Source organism: Helicobacter labetoulli, assembly GCF_003670275.1.
In the GTDB taxonomy this organism is placed as follows: Bacteria; Campylobacterota; Campylobacteria; order Campylobacterales; family Helicobacteraceae; genus Helicobacter_C; species Helicobacter_C labetoulli.
The window spans coordinates 69,271-86,706 of sequence record NZ_QXJF01000005.1; the positions used below are offsets into that span (position 1 = coordinate 69,271).

General features: G+C 38.5%; 18 protein-coding genes and 1 tRNA gene. 16 read left to right on the forward strand and 3 right to left on the reverse strand.

The window, feature by feature from the left end:
• Positions 1–109: 109 nt before the first annotated feature.
• From EBF12_RS03310 to EBF12_RS11045, 15 genes are all read left to right on the forward strand, one after another.
• Positions 110–748 carry a MarC family protein gene (locus EBF12_RS03310; protein WP_121726391.1) on the forward strand — a complete coding sequence of 213 codons (639 nt, stop codon included), beginning with the start codon at positions 110–112 and terminating at the stop codon, positions 746–748.
• A 67-nt stretch (positions 749–815) separates the two neighbouring features.
• Positions 816–3,269 (forward strand): leucine--tRNA ligase, encoded by a 2,454-nt coding sequence (leuS, locus tag EBF12_RS03315; protein WP_121726392.1) that lies wholly within the window; start codon positions 816–818, stop codon positions 3,267–3,269.
• Entirely contained in the window at positions 3,269–3,793 is a 525-nt protein-coding gene (lptE, locus tag EBF12_RS03320) for an LPS assembly lipoprotein LptE (protein ID WP_121726393.1), read from the forward strand. Before leuS ends, lptE begins: the two co-directional genes overlap by 1 nt.
• Positions 3,783–4,841 carry a hypothetical protein gene (locus EBF12_RS03325; protein ID WP_121726394.1) on the forward strand — a complete coding sequence of 353 codons (1,059 nt, stop codon included), beginning with the start codon at positions 3,783–3,785 and terminating at the stop codon, positions 4,839–4,841. The genes lptE and EBF12_RS03325 overlap by 11 nt, the downstream gene beginning before the upstream one ends.
• On the forward strand, positions 4,842–6,062 hold the full coding sequence (locus EBF12_RS03330) for a Mur ligase family protein (RefSeq protein WP_121726395.1): 1,221 nt from the start codon (positions 4,842–4,844) through the stop codon (positions 6,060–6,062).
• A complete protein-coding gene (locus tag EBF12_RS03335) occupies positions 6,052–6,924 on the forward strand; it encodes a M23 family metallopeptidase (RefSeq protein ID WP_121726396.1) in 873 nt (290 codons plus the stop codon). Before EBF12_RS03330 ends, EBF12_RS03335 begins: the two co-directional genes overlap by 11 nt.
• 7 nt (positions 6,925–6,931) lie before the next feature.
• On the forward strand, positions 6,932–7,831 hold the full coding sequence (locus tag EBF12_RS03340) for a M23 family metallopeptidase (protein ID WP_121726397.1): 900 nt from the start codon (positions 6,932–6,934) through the stop codon (positions 7,829–7,831).
• Positions 7,789–8,211 (forward strand): bactofilin family protein, encoded by a 423-nt coding sequence (locus EBF12_RS03345; RefSeq protein WP_121726398.1) that lies wholly within the window; start codon positions 7,789–7,791, stop codon positions 8,209–8,211. The genes EBF12_RS03340 and EBF12_RS03345 overlap by 43 nt, the downstream gene beginning before the upstream one ends.
• Positions 8,212–8,223: 12 nt before the next feature.
• Positions 8,224–11,253 (forward strand): transcription-repair coupling factor, encoded by a 3,030-nt coding sequence (gene mfd, locus EBF12_RS03350; protein ID WP_121726399.1) that lies wholly within the window; start codon positions 8,224–8,226, stop codon positions 11,251–11,253.
• Positions 11,243–11,494, forward strand: a complete 252-nt coding sequence (locus EBF12_RS03355; RefSeq protein WP_121726400.1) for a hypothetical protein — start codon at positions 11,243–11,245, stop codon at positions 11,492–11,494. Before mfd ends, EBF12_RS03355 begins: the two co-directional genes overlap by 11 nt.
• A 52-nt stretch (positions 11,495–11,546) precedes the next feature.
• Positions 11,547–12,170 (forward strand): hypothetical protein, encoded by a 624-nt coding sequence (locus EBF12_RS11660; RefSeq protein WP_244196336.1) that lies wholly within the window; start codon positions 11,547–11,549, stop codon positions 12,168–12,170.
• Positions 12,171–12,176: 6 nt separating this feature from the next.
• Entirely contained in the window at positions 12,177–12,317 is a 141-nt protein-coding gene (locus tag EBF12_RS11665) for a hypothetical protein (protein WP_244196337.1), read from the forward strand.
• A 92-nt stretch (positions 12,318–12,409) separates the two neighbouring features.
• Positions 12,410–13,351: a helix-turn-helix transcriptional regulator gene (locus EBF12_RS03365; protein WP_121726401.1), complete on the forward strand. Its 942-nt coding sequence runs from the start codon at positions 12,410–12,412 to the stop codon at positions 13,349–13,351.
• A gap of 115 nt (positions 13,352–13,466) precedes the next feature.
• A complete protein-coding gene (locus EBF12_RS03370) occupies positions 13,467–14,426 on the forward strand; it encodes a hypothetical protein (RefSeq protein ID WP_121726402.1) in 960 nt (319 codons plus the stop codon).
• A 149-nt stretch (positions 14,427–14,575) separates the two neighbouring features.
• The gene (locus EBF12_RS11045) at positions 14,576–14,725 is read left to right on the forward strand and encodes a hypothetical protein (RefSeq protein ID WP_157979045.1); all 150 of its coding nucleotides are present in this window, start codon (positions 14,576–14,578) and stop codon (positions 14,723–14,725) included.
• A 171-nt stretch (positions 14,726–14,896) separates the two neighbouring features.
• Here the strand turns inward: EBF12_RS11045 and EBF12_RS03375 are convergent, their stop codons facing one another.
• Entirely contained in the window at positions 14,897–15,085 is a 189-nt protein-coding gene (locus tag EBF12_RS03375; protein ID WP_121726403.1) for a hypothetical protein, read from the reverse strand.
• A gap of 66 nt (positions 15,086–15,151) precedes the next feature.
• Positions 15,152–15,226: transfer RNA gene (locus EBF12_RS03380), tRNA-Asn, on the reverse strand.
• Positions 15,227–15,385: 159 nt separating this feature from the next.
• On the opposite strand from EBF12_RS03380, the gene EBF12_RS03385 reads away from it, so the two are divergent.
• Positions 15,386–16,639, forward strand: a complete 1,254-nt coding sequence (locus EBF12_RS03385) for a GNAT family N-acetyltransferase (protein ID WP_121726404.1) — start codon at positions 15,386–15,388, stop codon at positions 16,637–16,639.
• A 103-nt stretch (positions 16,640–16,742) separates the two neighbouring features.
• Here the strand turns inward: EBF12_RS03385 and EBF12_RS03390 are convergent, their stop codons facing one another.
• Positions 16,743–17,435 carry a CheB methylesterase domain-containing protein gene (locus tag EBF12_RS03390; protein ID WP_121726405.1) on the reverse strand — a complete coding sequence of 231 codons (693 nt, stop codon included), beginning with the start codon at positions 17,433–17,435 and terminating at the stop codon, positions 16,743–16,745.
• Position 17,436 lies beyond the last annotated feature (1 nt).

Consider the following 17,436-nt stretch of genomic DNA (forward strand, 5'->3'; position numbering starts at 1 on the left):
TAAGGCAGTATTTTATGAGTAGGAAGATAAAGTTTTCTTAAGTGGTGCAAAAATATGCTAAGATGAAAGTTTGTTTTTGCAAATATTTAAACTTTAAGGAATTGTGCTAATGTTTTTTGATGATTTAGAATCTACACTTCATCTTGTAGGGCTTGGTATGGTAGCTATTATTGCCGTGCTTAACCCTTTTGGGAATCTACCGCAATTTATCGCTATGACCGATGGTGTGCATACCCCTTTGCGTCAAAAGCTTTTTAGAAATATTTTATGGACTGCACTGCTTATTGTGCTTATTTTCCTACTCACAGGCTCTTTTGTTATGCAGTATCTTTTTAGGGTGAATCTAGATTCTGTGCGGGTAGCTGGAGGGTTGATACTCATTGTGATGAGTTTAAAAAATCTGCTTTTTTCTACTGCACAACAAGATTACTCCGAATACAAAAAACTTAAATTTGATGAGCTTTTTAAGCATAGTATTATTCCTATGGCATTCCCTATGCTTGTGGGACCCGGGACATTGGCAAGTGTGATTGTTATTGCCGAAGAGAGCAATATGCTTGTGGCGATTATGGCGGTGGTGGCAAGTTTTATCTTTTTGTTTATTTTATTTCATTTTTCAGCAATGATTGAAAAGATTCTAGGAAAACTCGTGCTGTATGTGCTTTCACGCATTGCACTTGTTTTTATTGTGGCAATGGGAGTGCAGATGATTATCATAGGGCTAAGGGGAATGGGCGTAATAGGCTAGGCTTTATTGTAGCGTGATTTAAGCTTTTTTCTTATAATGGGATTTTAATTTTATAAAAGGCAAGAGTATGCAAAGAGTGTATGAACCAAAAATAATAGAATCTAAATGGCAGGAGTTTTGGCGGAATAATCAAAGCTTTGAGCCAGAGAGCGTGGATTCAAAAAAAGAGAAAAAGTATATTTTGAGTATGTTTCCTTACCCAAGCGGGGCTATCCATATGGGACATGTGAGGAATTATTGCATAGGCGATGCGTTGGCAAGGCACTATCGCAAGAGCGGATACAATGTCTTACATCCTATGGGTTGGGACGCTTTTGGTATGCCTGCAGAAAATGCCGCTATCAAGCATAAATCTCACCCAAAAACTTGGACTTATAGCAATATTGACACAATGAGAAAAGAGCTTGCATCTCTTGGGCTTAGTTTTTCAAAAGAGCGTGAATTTGCTACAAGTGATCCTATCTATACGCGTTTTGAGCAGGAATTTTTCATCAAAATGTGGGAAAAGGGGCTTATATATCGCAAGGAGGCGTATTTAAACTACTGCCCAAATGATAAAACAATTTTAGCAAATGAGCAGGTGATTGAGGGGAAGTGTTGGCGTTGTGATACACCTGTGGTGCAAAAGCTGATGAATCAATACTATATAAAAATCACAGATTATGCAGATGAATTGCTTGCTGGGCTTGATGAACTAGAGGGGCATTGGTCCCCGCAAGTGCTACATATGCAAAGGAATTGGATAGGTAAATCAAAAGGATTAAGCTTTGAATTAAAGCTAGATTCTAGTTTGGAGATAAAAAGCCTAGAGGTTTTTACCACGCGTCCTGATACTATTTTTGGTGTTACATATTGTGCGGTAGCACCTGAACACACCATCGTGCAGGAATTGATTGCTAAAAATAGGCTTTCACAAGATGTGGTGCAATCTATTCAAGCCATTAAAAATACAAATGCAAGAGAACGCGCTCAAAGCGAGAAAATCGGCTTTTATTTGGGGATTTATGCACTTCACCCATTGACGCAAGAGAAACTTCCCATTTGGGTGGCAAACTTTGTGCTTATGGATTATGGAAGTGGTGCGGTAATGAGTGTGCCAATGCACGATGAGCGGGATTTTGACTTTGCTAAGAAATACAATCTTCCCTTAAAATGTGTGATTGTAAAAAATGAGCAAGATTCTATTCTGCTCACAAGCCCAATGTGCGAAGATGGCTTTTTAATAGAATCTGCAGAGTTTAGTGGCAAAAGTAGTGCGGAGGCACGAGAGGCTATTATTGCTTATTTTGAAAAAAAGCAAATGGGCAAGGGGGTTATCAATTATCGTTTGCGTGATTGGGGCGTTTCACGGCAGAGATATTGGGGTGCGCCTATCCCTATGGTGCATTGCAAATCTTGTGGCATTGTGAGTGAAAAGATAGAGAATCTGCCTATTATTTTGCCTGAAGATGTAGTGATTGATGGTGAGGGTAATCCGCTTGATAAGCACCCTACTTGGAATAAATGTCAATGTCCGCGATGTGGCAAACAAGCCATAAGAGAGAGTGATACAATGGATACTTTTATCCAATCAAGCTGGTATTTTTTGCGTTACACAACACCAAGGGAGCTGTGGGAAAAACAAGCCTTTGATAAGGCAAGCTTGGAGTATTGGCTCAATGTTGATGAGTATATTGGCGGGATTGAACACGCGATTTTGCATTTGTTGTATGCGAGATTTTTTACAAAGGTATTGCGAGATTTAGGCTATGTGTATATTAATGAGCCTTTTAAGAATCTTCTTACACAAGGTATGGTGCTAAAAAATGGTGCAAAGATGAGCAAAAGTAAGGGCAATGTGGTGAATCCCAACGACATTATTGCACGATATGGGGCGGATACCGCAAGACTTTTTATGCTTTTTGCCGCACCACCTATGCGTGAGCTAGAGTGGAATGATAGTGCGTTAGAAGGGGCATTTAGATTCTTAAAGCGATTGTGGGAAAGGGCGAGTAATGCTTTAGTCTGTGAAAAAAAGCCTATAATCGCCCATAGTGAGCTATCAAAGCAGGAACAATATGCTAGAGCTAAGGTATATGAGGCATTGCAAAAAAGTAATGATATTTTTAGCAAAAAGCAAAGCACATACGCGTTTAATACGCTTATTGCTGCAAGTATGGAAGCCTTTAATGCACTAAGTGAGCAGGAAAATCCACAGGTATGGACTGAAGGGTATTTTGTCCTGCTTCATATCTTAGAGCCTATTGTGCCTCATATTTGCTGGGAGCTAAGCCAAGAGCTTTTTGCTTTGGCAAATTTTGCTTCCATCAGTGTAGATTCTGCGGCGTTACAAAAACAAAGTGTGCATTACGCGGTTACTATTAATGGCAAAAAACGCGCTGAAATAGAACTTGCCTTGGGATTAAGCAATGAGGCGATACTTATAGAGGCGAAAAAAAGTGTAGAGAAATGGCTAGAAGGTGTGAGTGTGATAAAAGAAATTGTCGTGCCAAACAAACTTGTAAATCTTGTGGTGAAATAATGCGTGAATATCTCAAGTGGATTCTAATATGCTGTGTGGGCTTATGGGTTTGTGGCTGTGGATATAAGCCTGTGAGCCATTATTCGCATAACATTTTTAATGATGGCGTGTATGTGGAAGTGCGTATTAATCCCTCTGTGCCCGAATCTGGTTCTGGGGTAAAAGATGCGGTTAATAATGCTATTATCAAACGCTTTCATAGTAAGCTTAAAAGTAAGCAAGAAGCACAAAGTTTTCTTGATATTAATATCCAGAGTATTACCCAAACGCCTATTGCATATAATCAACAGGGTTTTGTGAGCTTTTATCGCACAAATGTTGTTTTAGCAATTGAGTTTAAAAACACTCAAGGCGTGAGTTTTAGCGTTACAAATACGGGATATTATGATTATAGTGCGGATTTTTCTTCAACGATTGTGCTTGATCAATATCGCCTAGAATCTATTGCAAATGCAACAAATCAAGCCCTTGATAAATTTATCTCGCAAGTGGCTTATTATGGGGAGTTCTATTATGAGAATTGAGGAGATTTCACACAAGGCTTTGCAGTGTTTGTATATATCAAAAAAGCCGCCAACGCCCAGTGCTTATTTTGAGGCATTTTATGAGATTGTAAAAAAGGAGAAGGCTTTAAAAGATTCTTCGCAGCTTAAAGATTTGGATTGGCAGCAACAGTGGCTTAATAAATTTGACAAAGACACACAACTTCAACTCAAAAATGCCAAAAGCCCTGATGAATTTGTAGAAACATTAGCTTTAATTATCAAAGATTCTAAGGAATCGCAACATTTGGAGCATATAAGGGAGCTTAAGAATCTTAATCGCTTATTGCTTGGGTGTGTGAGTGATATTTTTTCTATTAATGCTAAGCAAAGATTCTCTTTTCTTTTTGGCATTGGCGGATTAAACAAAGTTGAAGGCACAAAGAAACTTGCTAATTATTGGCGGCGTTTTAGGGTATCTGGAGTGCATTCTAGCATCTTAAGGAAGCTTGTTAGAATCCTTGCCTTTGTCCTACGAACTCCAGCGGAGAATGGGAAAGTGAGTAAGGAAGCCTTAGAGTTATCCTCAGTGCTACTTATGCACCCTGAAAATCTTGTTGATGTGTATTTGCTTGAAAAAATAGAGAAGCTTTTGGGGATTCAGGCGATTCAGAGTGCATTTTTAAAAGATGAAATGGCACAAAGATGTATTGTGATTTTTAAGCTCAATCATTTGCAGTTTGTGGAGAAAAAGGCTGATTTTGATAAAGATAAGGCAATCAATAAGGCTATGGAGATTCTCAAAACAATGTGCCTTGAGGCGTTAGAAGAAGCTACACTTGTGGGGCATTATCAAAATGGCTTTGCCGTGATGATAAAAGAGCAAAAAGAGCAAGTGCTTGAAAAGATGAAACTTATTACAGAGCGACTTCAAACACAGAAATTTTCTTATCAAGGGGTGCTTTTCAGTTTTGGGTTTAATGCTGAAGTGCTTGAGTATAGGGAATTTGAAACATTAGAGCAGCTCAATAACACTTTGAGAGACAAGCTGCATAATGCACATATCAGTATTGAATCTAAAGATTCTTAAATGCTCTCTCTCAATGAAGTTTTGTTAAGCAAGGGGGCGGAATATGCTCCATTTGATACAAGTAGAGCTAAAAGAATTTATGATTCTATTGCGTCTATTTTTGGTTTTGATAAGTGCTTTGGCACACGATGTAAGGTTATACATATTATTGGCACAAATGGTAAGGGTAGCACAGGGCGTTTCATAGCAATGGGGCTAGAGCAACAAAAAAAAAGTGTGCTACACTTCACTTCACCGCATTTATTTGAGTTTAATGAGCGATTTTTTGTAAGTGATGGGTGGTTTCAGGGCGATATTCCACACGATAGGCTTGAATCTATTCATCAAAAACTTTGGGCGATAGAATCTGTGCGTGAGGCAAGCTATTTTGAGTATACGACTTTTTTAGCCCTTGTGCTAGGAATGGAGTATGAATATCTTGTGTTGGAAGCTGGGGTTGGCGGGGAGTTTGATTCTACCTCTGTGATTAAAGCAAATGTAAGTGTTTTTACACTTATTGGGCTAGATCATCAAGAAATGTTAGGGGAGCATATAGAGCAGATTGCTACAACGAAGCTTAGGGTAATGAGTGAATATGCCATACTTGCTAGGCAGAATCACAAGGAGGTGGAGCAAATCGCAAGAGAGATTGCCTTGCAAAAAGGTGCAAAATGTGTCTTATGGGAGGATTTAGAAGAGATTCTAGGAGAGCAAAAAGAGGCGTTTTATCAATATGTGAAGCGATATAAATTGCCTTTATTTTTGCAGGAGAATCTTAGCACGGCTATGCGTGTGATGGCATTTTTTGGAATGGAATTTGATTTTTTGAGGCTTGGTAGGTTGTCTTTACGCGGACGCTGCGAGATTTTAGCGAAAAATATTGTGCTTGATGTGGGGCATAACATTGATGGGGCTAGGGCTTTGAGGGCTTTTTTGGATAAAAAAAAGCTTAATTTAGTGTATAATAGCTACATTGAGAAGGACATTGAGGCAATTTTACGCGAACTTTTGCCAAATATTAAGAAAGTTTTAATATTATCCGTTGAAAATTCTAGGATTTGCCCAAAGGAGAGATTGATTAAGACTTTAGAGGCTTTACAAGTCGCGTTTATGGACTTTGATATAGCTATGATGAGCGAAAGCGAGGAGTATCTCGTTTTTGGCTCTTTTAGTGTGGCACAGGAATTTTTACGACAATATACAATATTACAGCAAGAGAAGGGGAAGTGCAGTGCAAGATAAACTAATGATTTCTATTATTGATGACAATGGTTCAAGGCAATTTAGTGTGCATCGTTTGGTGCAAAAGGTTGCACTATTTACGGGCATAGGTATTGTGTCGGTAGTGATTTTGTATTTTGTGTTAGCACATTTTTTGATGAGTGAGCTTGAAGTTATTTTGGCAAATAACACAAAGGTGCGTGAGAGTTTTCAAAGTATTTATGAAAAAAATAGTGAGCTAGAACGCAATATTGATTATAAGACAAGTGAGCTAATGAAGGTGAGTAGTAAGGTTAGCGAACTTGAGAGCATTGTAAATATACGCAAACATAGCAATGAAACGCATAATAACCAAGATGTGAATCTAGATTCACTCACATCACTTCAAAAAGATATGATTTTAAAGATTATTCCTAATGGCAATCCGGTTGATGAGTTTGCAACCCAGACTTTTCCAAGCAAGGGGGCGTCAGTTTATGCACTTGCAAAAGTCTCTCCTGTGTATGCCACGGCAAATGGGATTATTGACTCTGTGCGTGTAGCAGGGAGTGAAAACTATGGAATCCAGATTCAGCATTCTTATGGTTTTACTTCAAGTTATGGACATTTGGGTAAGGCTATTGTGCAAAAAGGTGATTTTGTAACTAAGGGGCAGATTATAGGCTATAGTGCATCAAATGCAGATTTGTATTATAATTTACGCTTTATTGACTCTACGCTTGAGGTTGCTAAATATACAAGCTGGGATAGTGATAATTTTGCGATTATTGGCTCAAATAGTGCTATTGATTGGAAAAGTCTTGTGTGGGCGCTTGATGATATTATTCAGCTTAAAAATTATCGCGTTAGTTACCAAAGCGAAGAAAATATTTTGACTTACTAATCATAGAATGAAAGCACAAAAAAGCCGCCTTGTTTTGATGATAACCGACCAAAATGGATCGCGTTATTTTAATGTTAGCTCTATTTTTAAGCAAGTTGCTCTTTATAGCATTGTTTTTGTCATTACCCTTATGGCTTTTGGGGTGATTTCCATTAAAACATTTAGTGCAGAGATTAAAAAAATGGCTATTTTAAATGAAAATATCGCAAAGCGTTATGAAAAGATGCTTGCTAAAAATGAGGCTTTAAATATCAAAATAGAGCAAAGAATGGAAGAAATTACAGAGGTTGATAATCGCGTTGGGGATTTGGAAAATATTATAGGGGTTTCTACAGAGTTGCCTGAAGGGGAGCAGAATAACCTTGAGTATCGTATTGATGCGGCGTCTTTGAGTGGGACGCAAAAGGCATTTGTAATGAAATTTGTTCCTAATGGTTACCCAATGGAGCATTATAATAGAATCTCCGCAGATTACGGCTATAGAGTGCATCCACTATTTTTCACAAGACATTTACATACAGGTGTAGATTTTGCCACTGCTATTGGCACGCCTGTATATGCGACTGCTGATGGTGTAGTAAATGCGGCGAGTTTTTCAACCGGCGGTTATGGTTATTTGGTTAAAATAGATCATTCGCTTGGGTTTATGACTTATTATGCTCATTTGAATAAAATAGTGGTGCAAAAAGGAATGTTTGTCAAACGAGGGCAGCTTATTGCTTATAGTGGCAATACAGGACAAAGCACAGGTCCTCATCTTCATTATGAAATAAGGTTTTTAGGTAATGTCATTGATCCTAAGAACTTTATGGAATGGAAGATGAGTAACTTTGATTCAATTTTTGAAAAAGAAAGGAGTGTAGCATGGCAATCTTTGTTAGCGACAATAAACAGCTTGATGGAGTAAGTTCTAGTGGTGGTGGAGGGGCGACTATCATCGCTCAAGGCACGAGAATTAAGGGAGAGATTAATACAGATTGCCGTTTGCATATTGATGGTGAGTTTGAGGGGAATATCCACGCTAAAGATGTGGTGATGGTTGGTAAAAGTGGTGTAGTGCGTGGTGATGTGCGGGCTAACTCTTTGATTGTGAGTGGGCGATTTATGGGCAATGTAAGTTCAAATGTGCTTGAGATTAAGCCTCAAGGGCGTGTTGAGGGCAGTGTTGAAGTGGCTGAATTTATCATTGAACGCAAAGGTGTGTTTATGGGTGAGAGTAAGACAAAAGACCCCAAAGCCTCAAAGGCTGATATTCAATCACTAGAGCTTCCTAAAAAAGATAAATAGCAAGGGCAGAGATTGATACAATCTTGCCTGTATAAACTTCTAAAGCAGGGGCATTTTGCCTATGAGCTTTTGCTGACAAAGGATTATAAAGAGGCACAAGAGGCGCTTGAGCTTTTTAGATTCTATGAAGGCATTACGCCCTTTGTTTTGCCAGAGATGCGTTTTGTATATGGCGATGATTTGAGTGCGTTTCGGGAGGAATTTTTAGAATCTTTAAGCGTATTGCGACTTTTTTATGCTACCAAATCACCCAAGATTCTCATTTCACCCATCTCTAGTGTGCTGTATGCTTTGCCAAAGGCGGAGATTCTACAAAGCTTTGAGCTTGAGCAATCTGCTACTTATAAAATGCTTGAGTTGCAAAAGCGGCTTTTAGAGTATGGCTATGAGTGTGTTGAGGTTGTGGAGCTAGAAGGGGAAGTGAGCTTTAGGGGGGAGATTATTGATATTTTTATGCCCCATTGTGAATCCCCTTATCGCATCGTGTTTTTTGATGATGAGGTTGAGAGTATAAGAGCGTTTGATATTCATACGCAAATGAGTAATCCAAACGAAATAGCAAAACTTGATATTGTTCCAGCACTTTTTTGTTTAAATGAAAAACAAAATAAGGATATGCAAGAGAATGTCGCTCAAAGCGACTTTGATGGTTTTTACAAGGATATTGCATCATTTGGATTCTGGTTTTTGGGCGAGAATGCACATTTCTTGCCTTTAAGTTTAAAAACAATCCTCTCTCCTGAATCTTTGCAAGAGGCACAAGAGAGCTACTCACTTAATGCAATGGAGCAGGCAATAGATTTGCAAATTCTGCAAAAATTACCCTCTTTGTCAGTAGAGCAAGGATATAGTGATATTGTCTTTGTGCCAAAAAATATTCAATCTATGCTTCAAGCCCACACTAAAAGGCAAATCACAATCATCACGCATAATGATATTAAACTCAAAGCTTTTGATATAGATGTAAAAAGTTTTGAGAATGTAAAAATTAAGCATTCAATTGCGGTTGTGAATCTTATTACACCAAGTGAGCTTATTCTTTCTCTTAATACCTTTGCCCCAAAGGCTAAGCATAAAAAACCCACATTAAAGCTCAATGAGATTGCACAAGGCGAATATGTCGTGCATAGCGATTATGGCGTTGGGATTTTTCAGGGTATGAGACAAGCTCAAGTAGCTGGGGTGGTGAGAGATTTTATTGAAATTGCTTATCAGGGTGAAGACAAGCTTTTGCTTCCGGTTGAAAATCTCAATATGATTGACAGATATGTGGCGGATTCTGGGCAGATTCCAATCTTAGATAGGCTAGGCAAGGGGAGCTTTGCTAAATTAAAGCAAAAGGTAAGGGCAAAGCTTTTAGAAATTGCCAATGGTATCATTGAGCTTACGGCAAAACGCAACCTGTTGCAAGGTGTAAAAATTGATACAAGTAACCCGCAGCTTTTGCATTTTCAAAGCACTTGCGGATTCACACTCACAAAAGACCAAGAACGGAGTATCCAAGAGATTTATGCGGATTTAAGCTCTGGCAAGGTAATGGATAGACTTTTAAGCGGTGATGTTGGCTTTGGCAAAACTGAAGTGGCGATGAATGCGATGTATGCGACTATCTTATCAGGCTTTCAAGCGATGATGATTGTCCCTACTACACTTTTATCTGCACAGCATTTTCACTCTTTGCAAACGCGTTTGGCAGCACATAATACCCGCATAGCAAGATGTGATAGATTCTTAAAAGCAAGTGAGAAAAAAAAGCTTTTTGAGGCATTGCAAAATGGCGAGATACAAGTAGTTGTTGGCACACACGCATTGCTTGGGGCAAGGTTTAAGAATCTTGGGTTGATTGTGGTTGATGAGGAGCATAAATTTGGCGTGAAGCAAAAAGAAAAGATAAAAGAGCTAAGCGCTAATACGCATCTGCTTAGTATGAGTGCTACGCCAATCCCCCGCACACTTAATATGGCTCTCTCGCAAATTAAATCTCTAAGCTCCTTGCAGATTCCACCTATGGCTAGAATCCCCGTTAGGACTTTTATCAAAAAAAGTAATGATGCGTTGCTAAAAGAGATTATTTTGCGTGAAATTAGACGCGGTGGGCAGGTTTTTTATATTCACAATAACATCGCAAGTATTGAAAAAAGGGCAAAAGAGTTACAGAATCTTTTGCCGCAGATTAAAATCGCTATTTTGCATTCACAGGTAGATAATGCTAAGAGTGAGCAGATTATGCTTGATTTTGCCAATAATGCTTATAATGTGCTACTTTGCACAAGCATAGTAGAATCTGGCATTCACTTGCCTAATGCTAATACAATTATTATTGCTCGTGCAGATAGATTTGGCATAGCGGATTTGCATCAGTTACGCGGACGCGTGGGGCGTGGGGATAAACAAGGCTTTTGCTACTTTTTGCTAGAAGATATGCAGGAGATAACACCTGAAGCTAAGAAGCGTTTGAGTGCGTTGGAGAAAAACTCTTATCTTGGCAGTGGGGAAAATCTTGCTTATTATGATTTGGAGATTCGTGGCGGAGGGAATCTTTTAGGAGAAGCACAAAGTGGGCATATTAAAAATATCGGCTATGGGCTGTATTTAAGAATGCTAGAGGAGTGTATTAATTATCTAAGTGGCAAGGGGAATATGACACAAGCCCAATGTGATTTGAAACTTAGTCTCAATGCCTATCTTAACCCCACTTTAATTGCGAGTGATACGCTGCGTTTAGAGCTGTATCGGCGTCTTTCACTTTGCAAGGATTTAAGCGAAGTAAGCGAGATAGAATCTGAAATTTTTGATAGGTTTGGTAAGCTTGATGATGTGAGCGAGGCATTTATAGAGCTTATACGCATTAAGGTCTTAGCAAATGCTTTAAATTTAAAGCAGATTATGCACTATGGGCAAAATATCACTTTTACTTTTATGGATAATACAAAGCAGAGCATTCAAGCTCCAAGCAAGGATTGGGACGATGTGTGCGAGAGTATTATGAACTTTTTGCGTGAGAATCTTAAAAAGCAAAATGGAGTGAAAAATGGCGTGTAGATTCTGTGAAAGGCTAAAAAGGCTCAAAAAAATTGATGTGCTGCTTATTATATTTATTTGCGTGTTTATGTATGTTGTTAATCAAATTCAAATGAAGCAGTATAGAGAGCAAAAAGCCATAGAAAAAGCAAAAGAAGAGCAAAGGGCAAAAGAGCATTTAGAGCAATATGAAGCTTTGCAGCGGCAATGTTTGTTTAAAAGCGATAAAAAGGCGTGTGAAGCACTTAAGGCTTATGAATAGGAGTTTTTGATAGATGTTGTTAAGGGGTAGATTCTAAGTTGTGGGGAGATGTGTGAAAAAGATTTTATTGTGTGGGGCATTTATTTTAAGCTGTGTATGTGCTGATGAGCAAGAATTTGAATATTGGGATTTGGGAAAAACTTCTGCGGAAAAATCTTTTCAAGCAGAATCTACACAAGAATCCTACAAGGCGTTTGAATGGCGTTTGGCTCTAGGCTATGATGTGAATTTTAATGCTTATAGTAATAAAAAGATAAATTATAACACTTTTTCTATCTCCGGACTTGATGTAACGCTTGGATTTTTAGTGCGTCTTATGCGGTATGTGAGCTTTGAGCTTGGGGCGGGGGTAGGCACACAGAGTGTGAAATTCTCCCATAATGGCAAGGCAAATCATATTGATTCTGCGGATTTGGCGTATGTGGAGAGTATGTTGAAACCGGAGTTTCTTGAGAAAGTAAAAGATGCGATGCTAAGTGGGGACTTAAGCAATGTGTGGAATCTTTTTGATTGGAGTAAGCTTAATTACGATTACCAAACAAAGGGGCATTTTGCGGAGGGTTTCGCAGGTGTGAAGTTTCCATTTTTTGGGCGAGTAAATTATCATATCAATAATGATTGGATAGCCTATGTGGGTGGGGCGTATAATAAGGGTGGATTGATTGATGATGCATGAGTGTTTGTGGGCTTTAATTACAAATATTTTGATATGAGAGTAGGCTATATTGCCTATACAAGCACAAGATTTAAAGATGACAAACACGCTAGAATCTCGCTGCAAGATAATGTGCCTGTGAGTCTTACCATAGGAGCGGTGTTTTAAAGGTAGGTAAGATAGGTTTAAATCCTAAGATAAAAATCTATAAAAAAAGTTACTTGAAAATTAAAAGGGTACAAAATGGCAGATAAAAAGGTATGACAACGCAGTATGATACAAAAATTATGCGGATAGTGAGAATCTTTCAGGCTTTTATTAATGGAGAGCATATCTCTATGAGAGAGCTTGCTGAGGAATTTAATGTAGATTTGCGAACCATTCAGCGAGATATTAACCAACGCTTGAGCTTTCTGCCTATCCAGCGAGATAAAGAAGGCAAATGCTATTTGCAAGAAGAATCACTAGGCAAACTTGGTTTTAAAGATGTGCGAGAGTTTGCACGACTGAGTGGAATCTGGGGGTTATATCCTAGCTTTGATGATAGGTTTATTGGCGATTTATTATACATTTCTCTTCCAACCTATTGGGATAATTATACCGAGCAAACCCCCACTCTAAAGTCTAATGCCATCATTATTAAAAATCAAGGCTTTGAGGATATTTCTCATCATCGGTTTGTTTTTACACAGCTTTCACAAGCGATTTTAAAGCATAAAATCATCTCTTTTATCTATAAGGAAAAAAAGCGTGAAGTATGCCCCTATAGGCTTTTAAATAATAGTGGTATTTGGTATTTGTTGGCTGATGAAAGTGGAGTTTTAAAGCATTTTGCCTTTAGTCGCATTCAAGGTTTAAGCGTGAAAAATACGCACTTTGTTCCAAATCAAGAGTTTGAATCTATGATAGAAAAAAGCAAAGTTCAGTGGATAAACTCAAACCCCAAAAGTGTCAAATTGCAGGTGCAAAATATCGCTAAAGAATATTTTATGCGTAAGGCTTTTGCGAGTAATATGTGTGTGGAATATGAAGATTCTCTGTGCTTTTATGTTGTGTGTAGCCATAGCTATGATGATGAGATTTTAAATCTTGTGAAGATGTTTTTGCCTTTTGTAAGGATTGTTGAGCCTGTGGAGCTGCAAGAGAAACTAGAACGAATTTTGCAAGAATATTTGAAGGATTCTAAAAATACAGAATCTTAAATCTTAAATTCTAAAAATTAAAATTTTTTGCCCCCTGACAAAACCTTTCATACCCTATATGTATAATGTCCCCTGCAAAATAAAATTTTGCAAAAATAAAATATAAGGAGCAAAAATGGGTTGGCTTAAAAATACCGCGATAATAGGCGGAGGATTGGGGACATTGGGATACTTTCTGTATAGAAAGTTTAAAAATGAGAGTTATGAAACTGATAAAGAGCGATACGCACAAGCAAGGGTAGATTCTGCTGCTAGAATGGCGAGTGAAGCAAAGGAGCTAGAGCTAAAGACTGAGCGACTTGCAGAAGAGATTGAAAAGGACTTTAGAAAACTCTGCGATGCGATGGAGAGCTTTGAGTTTGGGAAGCTGTATTTCAACACATTAAAGGAAGTGAAGCAGGAGTGTGAAAAGCAGGATAAAGATAGGGGCAGTCAAGAAGCTAAGGCAGAATCTCAACCTGCTGATTGTGCTATATTTGGGTGGGATGATTGGTATGATAATACGGGTGAAAATATAGAAACAAATGCGATGAAAAAGCATTATATGAATGACAAGCTAGATTCAAAGGATTTGGAAAGGATCATAGAATACGGACAAGATATGTTTCAAAAAGTCATCACGGCGAAGGTTTTTGCTAGAGATTTGGAAGTAAGGAATGAGAATCCAAGAGACAGGGCATTTGGGCTTGTTAGAATCTACAAAGAAGCGGTAGAAAAGCTTGATGTGAATGAGAAGTGGCGGTATAACGATCTTTTTAACCCCGGACTTATGCCGCCTATACAAGTATGCTTAATGTGGCATTTGCAGACGCTTATATACACTAAGCCTATTAAAAATTTTTCTCTTGCTGTGGAAAAACTCGCCCATATGGCAATAAAAAAATATAGCCAAAGGCAGTTTTGCGATGCGACAATGAGAGGTTGCTGTGGCTTTGAGCATTCGCATTATTCGCCTTGGAGCAATCCTTATAGCTCAATGATAGATGATATTGGAAAGCTTTGTGCAAACGCAATGTTAAAGCAAAATGATTTAGAAAAGTGGATTGATGAGCTAGATGTTGATAAGCCCCTTTAGGCGATGCTTGGAGTGGGGATGTGGGCTTGAAGGCTGAATCTAGAGTGAGATAAGGGAGATAAAATGAGAGCAATACTATGGGCTATGGTGTTTCTGTCTGTTGTGTTGGGGTATTTTGAGTGGTGCTCTAATGCGTTATGGCAGGGGGTATGAATGCCTATGTCTTTGAGTATGCCTCTGGGTATTTCTCAAGCCTATGGGTTCTTGCCTTAGTGCTTGTTGGCTTTGAGATTCTATCTTTGATAAGCTTGCTGCCTTGCCTTTTTGGCATTGTTTATCTTATGAATCTAATCTTGTAGATCTAATCTTTTTTCTTGGCTTCTTGCTGCTCTAATATTTCATCAAGTTTTGTATCAAGTAGTTTGTAACTTTTATCCAATATATTGCTTACTTTTTCATTGGTAATCAATTCTTTGCCTGTGTGTATCCCTGCGACAATGTAGAAGAAGTTCTTGCTTGGCATAAAAAAACTACACAGAAGTTAATAAAATCGCAAGAGGCAGGCAGATAAAAGGCATAAGCCAGCTACCTTCTCCATTACTTGCATTTCCAAATCCACCAATTGTGAGTATCCCAAACACAATAGCCCCCCAACCAGCCACAGACTTGATAAGATCTGAAATATCAGCCAAATAGATTAAAAACAATGTCCAAAACATCTTACCCCTTAACTGTGTTTGTTTCCTGTGTGATTTTATGTAAGATTTACTATTTATAGAAATGAATGGCTCCGGATGCAGGATTCGAACCTGCGACCAAGTGGTTAACAGCCACCTACTCTACCGCTGAGCTAATCCGGAATAAACAAAGAGCGAGATTATATATAAAATTGTTCCTATTGTCAAGAGTTTTGCTGCTTTTTACTCAAACACAAATGCCTATATTTGCCTGATATTGCTACTTTTTGCTATACTCCACAGGGCAAGATTTTTTAAAGATTCTAGAAAAAAGGGCAAAAGATGAAAAAAACGCAAATACGAGAGCGTCTTATTATGCAACAGCTTGATATTAGCCATATTGAGCAATTTAATGAGCTTTTGCGTTATGCCTTTCAAGTAACTGATAGTGATTTGCTAGAGTTTGGTTGGAATAATGAAGAGATTAAACGCTCCAAATACCCCATTTTACAAAATGCAAGCGTGCTAGGCTGGTTTGATAGGCAAAAGCTCATCTCTCAAATTGCGTTATATCCTATGCAGATGAATATTTATAATAGAATCTACGCTATGGGCGGCATTACAGGTGTGGCGACTTACCCAGAATATTCTGGCATTGGGCTTATGGCGGATTTAATGCGTGAGATTCTAAAAATGATGCGAGAAAAGGGGCAGAGCATTTCTTGTCTTTATCCATATTCTATTCCTTATTATCGTTCGCGTGGGTGGGAGATAGTGAGTGATAAGATGAGCTTTGTCATTAAGGATAATCAATTTCCAAAGCCCCCTCAAGTTGGCGGTATGATGCAAAGGGTTACAGAGAATCACCCTGATTTAAAAGCCCTGCATAATGAGTTTGCAGCAAAGACGCACGGTTGTTTGGTGCGTGATACTCTAGCGTGGAATGAGTATTGGCGTTGGGATGTGGAGGATACGATTGTAGCCATTTATTATGATGAGAGTGATAAGCCAACGGGCTATATTGTGTATCTCTTAGAAAATGATATTTTTAAAATTAAAGAGATGATTTATTTGAATGAAGAGGCACAATATGGGCTGTGGGGCTACATCAACGCTCATCAGTCAATGTTTGATAGCATTGAGGGAGCAAACTTTAGCAATCATAATCTTGCATTTCTGCTTGAAGATGGGCATATTAAAGAAAGCATTCAGCCTTATATTATGGCACGGATTGTTGATGTGGAGCAGTTTTTGACACAATATCCTTTTGAGTTTGTTAAGTCAAATATGTGCTTAAGATTTAGTGTGAGCGATCCACTTTTGGAATGGAATAATAGGGATTTTATTTTACATTTTAAAGATGGAGAGTTGGCTTTGGAGATTGTGGCGAGTGAGATTGTGGCAAGTGGAGAGAAGCAGAATCTAGGGGAATATCACATTAAGCTTGATATACAAACGCTTGTTACAATGCTTTTAGGTTATAAGCGTCCGCTGTATTTACGCAGTATCAATCGCCTTCAAGCAAATGATGAGAGTATTGATAAGCTAGAAGAGATTCTGCCAGAGGGCAAGGCGTATTTTAGTGATTATTTTTGATTTAGTTTGTGGTGTGAGATATAAAAACAGAACAGAGTGCTAGAATCTAAGAGAGTTGAAAATCTAAGTAAATGCTAGAATCTCACTTAGATTCTAGCCTATTCTATTCATCAGGAAAAATGGCGGGGTCATTGCTATCTTTGGCTAGGGCTTTGATTGGCTTTTTTGCATAGTCTATGATTCTGTGAATTATCATATCAAGGCTTAGAATCTCGCTCACAGCACCCATTTCAATAGCTTTTTTAGGCATACCAAACACCACGCAATCCTCTTCATTTTCCGCCAAAGTATGCGCTCCATTATCGTGCATTTCTTTTAGCCCTATACAGCCATCATCGCCCATTCCTGTGAGAATCACCCCAAGGGCAGAGCGTCCAGCAGCATTATTGGCACTGCGGAATAAAATATCAACACTTGGTTTGTGCCTTGAAATGCGTCTCTCTTCATTTAAGGAATTAGCATAATATGAACCCATAGCAAAGTCAATAATCATATGTTTATCACCCCCTGCGACATAGACATGATTGTCTTTAAGAGGAGTTTTGTCTGTAACCTCACAGATCGTTAGTTCAGAGAGTGTATTTAAGCGTTTAATAAAAGATGAGCCAAAAGTCGGTGGGATATGCTGCACAACGGCAATGGGTGGTAGCTGTGCAGGTAGGCGTGAAAATATATAAGAGAGTGCATCAACGCCACCTGTGCTTGCACCAATGACAATGAGTTTGCTTCGCGTGATTTTACAGGGATTGCTTTTAAGAATAGTGTCTGGGTGATGTTTTGTTGTTTCCATTAACATA

Bases quoted from the DNA above. Each gene is read 5' to 3' on its own strand.
- EBF12_RS03390 (WP_121726405.1), bottom strand. From the start codon at position 17,435: ATGTTAATGGAAACAACAAAACATCACCCAGACACTATTCTTAAAAGC.
- EBF12_RS03355 (WP_121726400.1), top strand. From the start codon at position 11,243: ATGGCGTGTAGATTCTGTGAAAGGCTAAAAAGGCTCAAAAAAATTGAT.
- EBF12_RS03330 (WP_121726395.1), top strand. From the start codon at position 4,842: ATGCTCTCTCTCAATGAAGTTTTGTTAAGCAAGGGGGCGGAATATGCT.
- EBF12_RS03365 (WP_121726401.1), top strand. From the start codon at position 12,410: ATGACAACGCAGTATGATACAAAAATTATGCGGATAGTGAGAATCTTT.
- EBF12_RS03310 (WP_121726391.1), top strand. From the start codon at position 110: ATGTTTTTTGATGATTTAGAATCTACACTTCATCTTGTAGGGCTTGGT.
- leuS (WP_121726392.1), top strand. From the start codon at position 816: ATGCAAAGAGTGTATGAACCAAAAATAATAGAATCTAAATGGCAGGAG.
- EBF12_RS11045 (WP_157979045.1), top strand. From the start codon at position 14,576: ATGAATGCCTATGTCTTTGAGTATGCCTCTGGGTATTTCTCAAGCCTA.
- EBF12_RS03325 (WP_121726394.1), top strand. From the start codon at position 3,783: ATGAGAATTGAGGAGATTTCACACAAGGCTTTGCAGTGTTTGTATATA.
- EBF12_RS03385 (WP_121726404.1), top strand. From the start codon at position 15,386: ATGAAAAAAACGCAAATACGAGAGCGTCTTATTATGCAACAGCTTGAT.
- EBF12_RS03340 (WP_121726397.1), top strand. From the start codon at position 6,932: ATGAAAGCACAAAAAAGCCGCCTTGTTTTGATGATAACCGACCAAAAT.
- EBF12_RS03345 (WP_121726398.1), top strand. From the start codon at position 7,789: ATGGCAATCTTTGTTAGCGACAATAAACAGCTTGATGGAGTAAGTTCT.
- EBF12_RS03370 (WP_121726402.1), top strand. From the start codon at position 13,467: ATGGGTTGGCTTAAAAATACCGCGATAATAGGCGGAGGATTGGGGACA.
- EBF12_RS03375 (WP_121726403.1), bottom strand. From the start codon at position 15,085: ATGTTTTGGACATTGTTTTTAATCTATTTGGCTGATATTTCAGATCTT.
- lptE (WP_121726393.1), top strand. From the start codon at position 3,269: ATGCGTGAATATCTCAAGTGGATTCTAATATGCTGTGTGGGCTTATGG.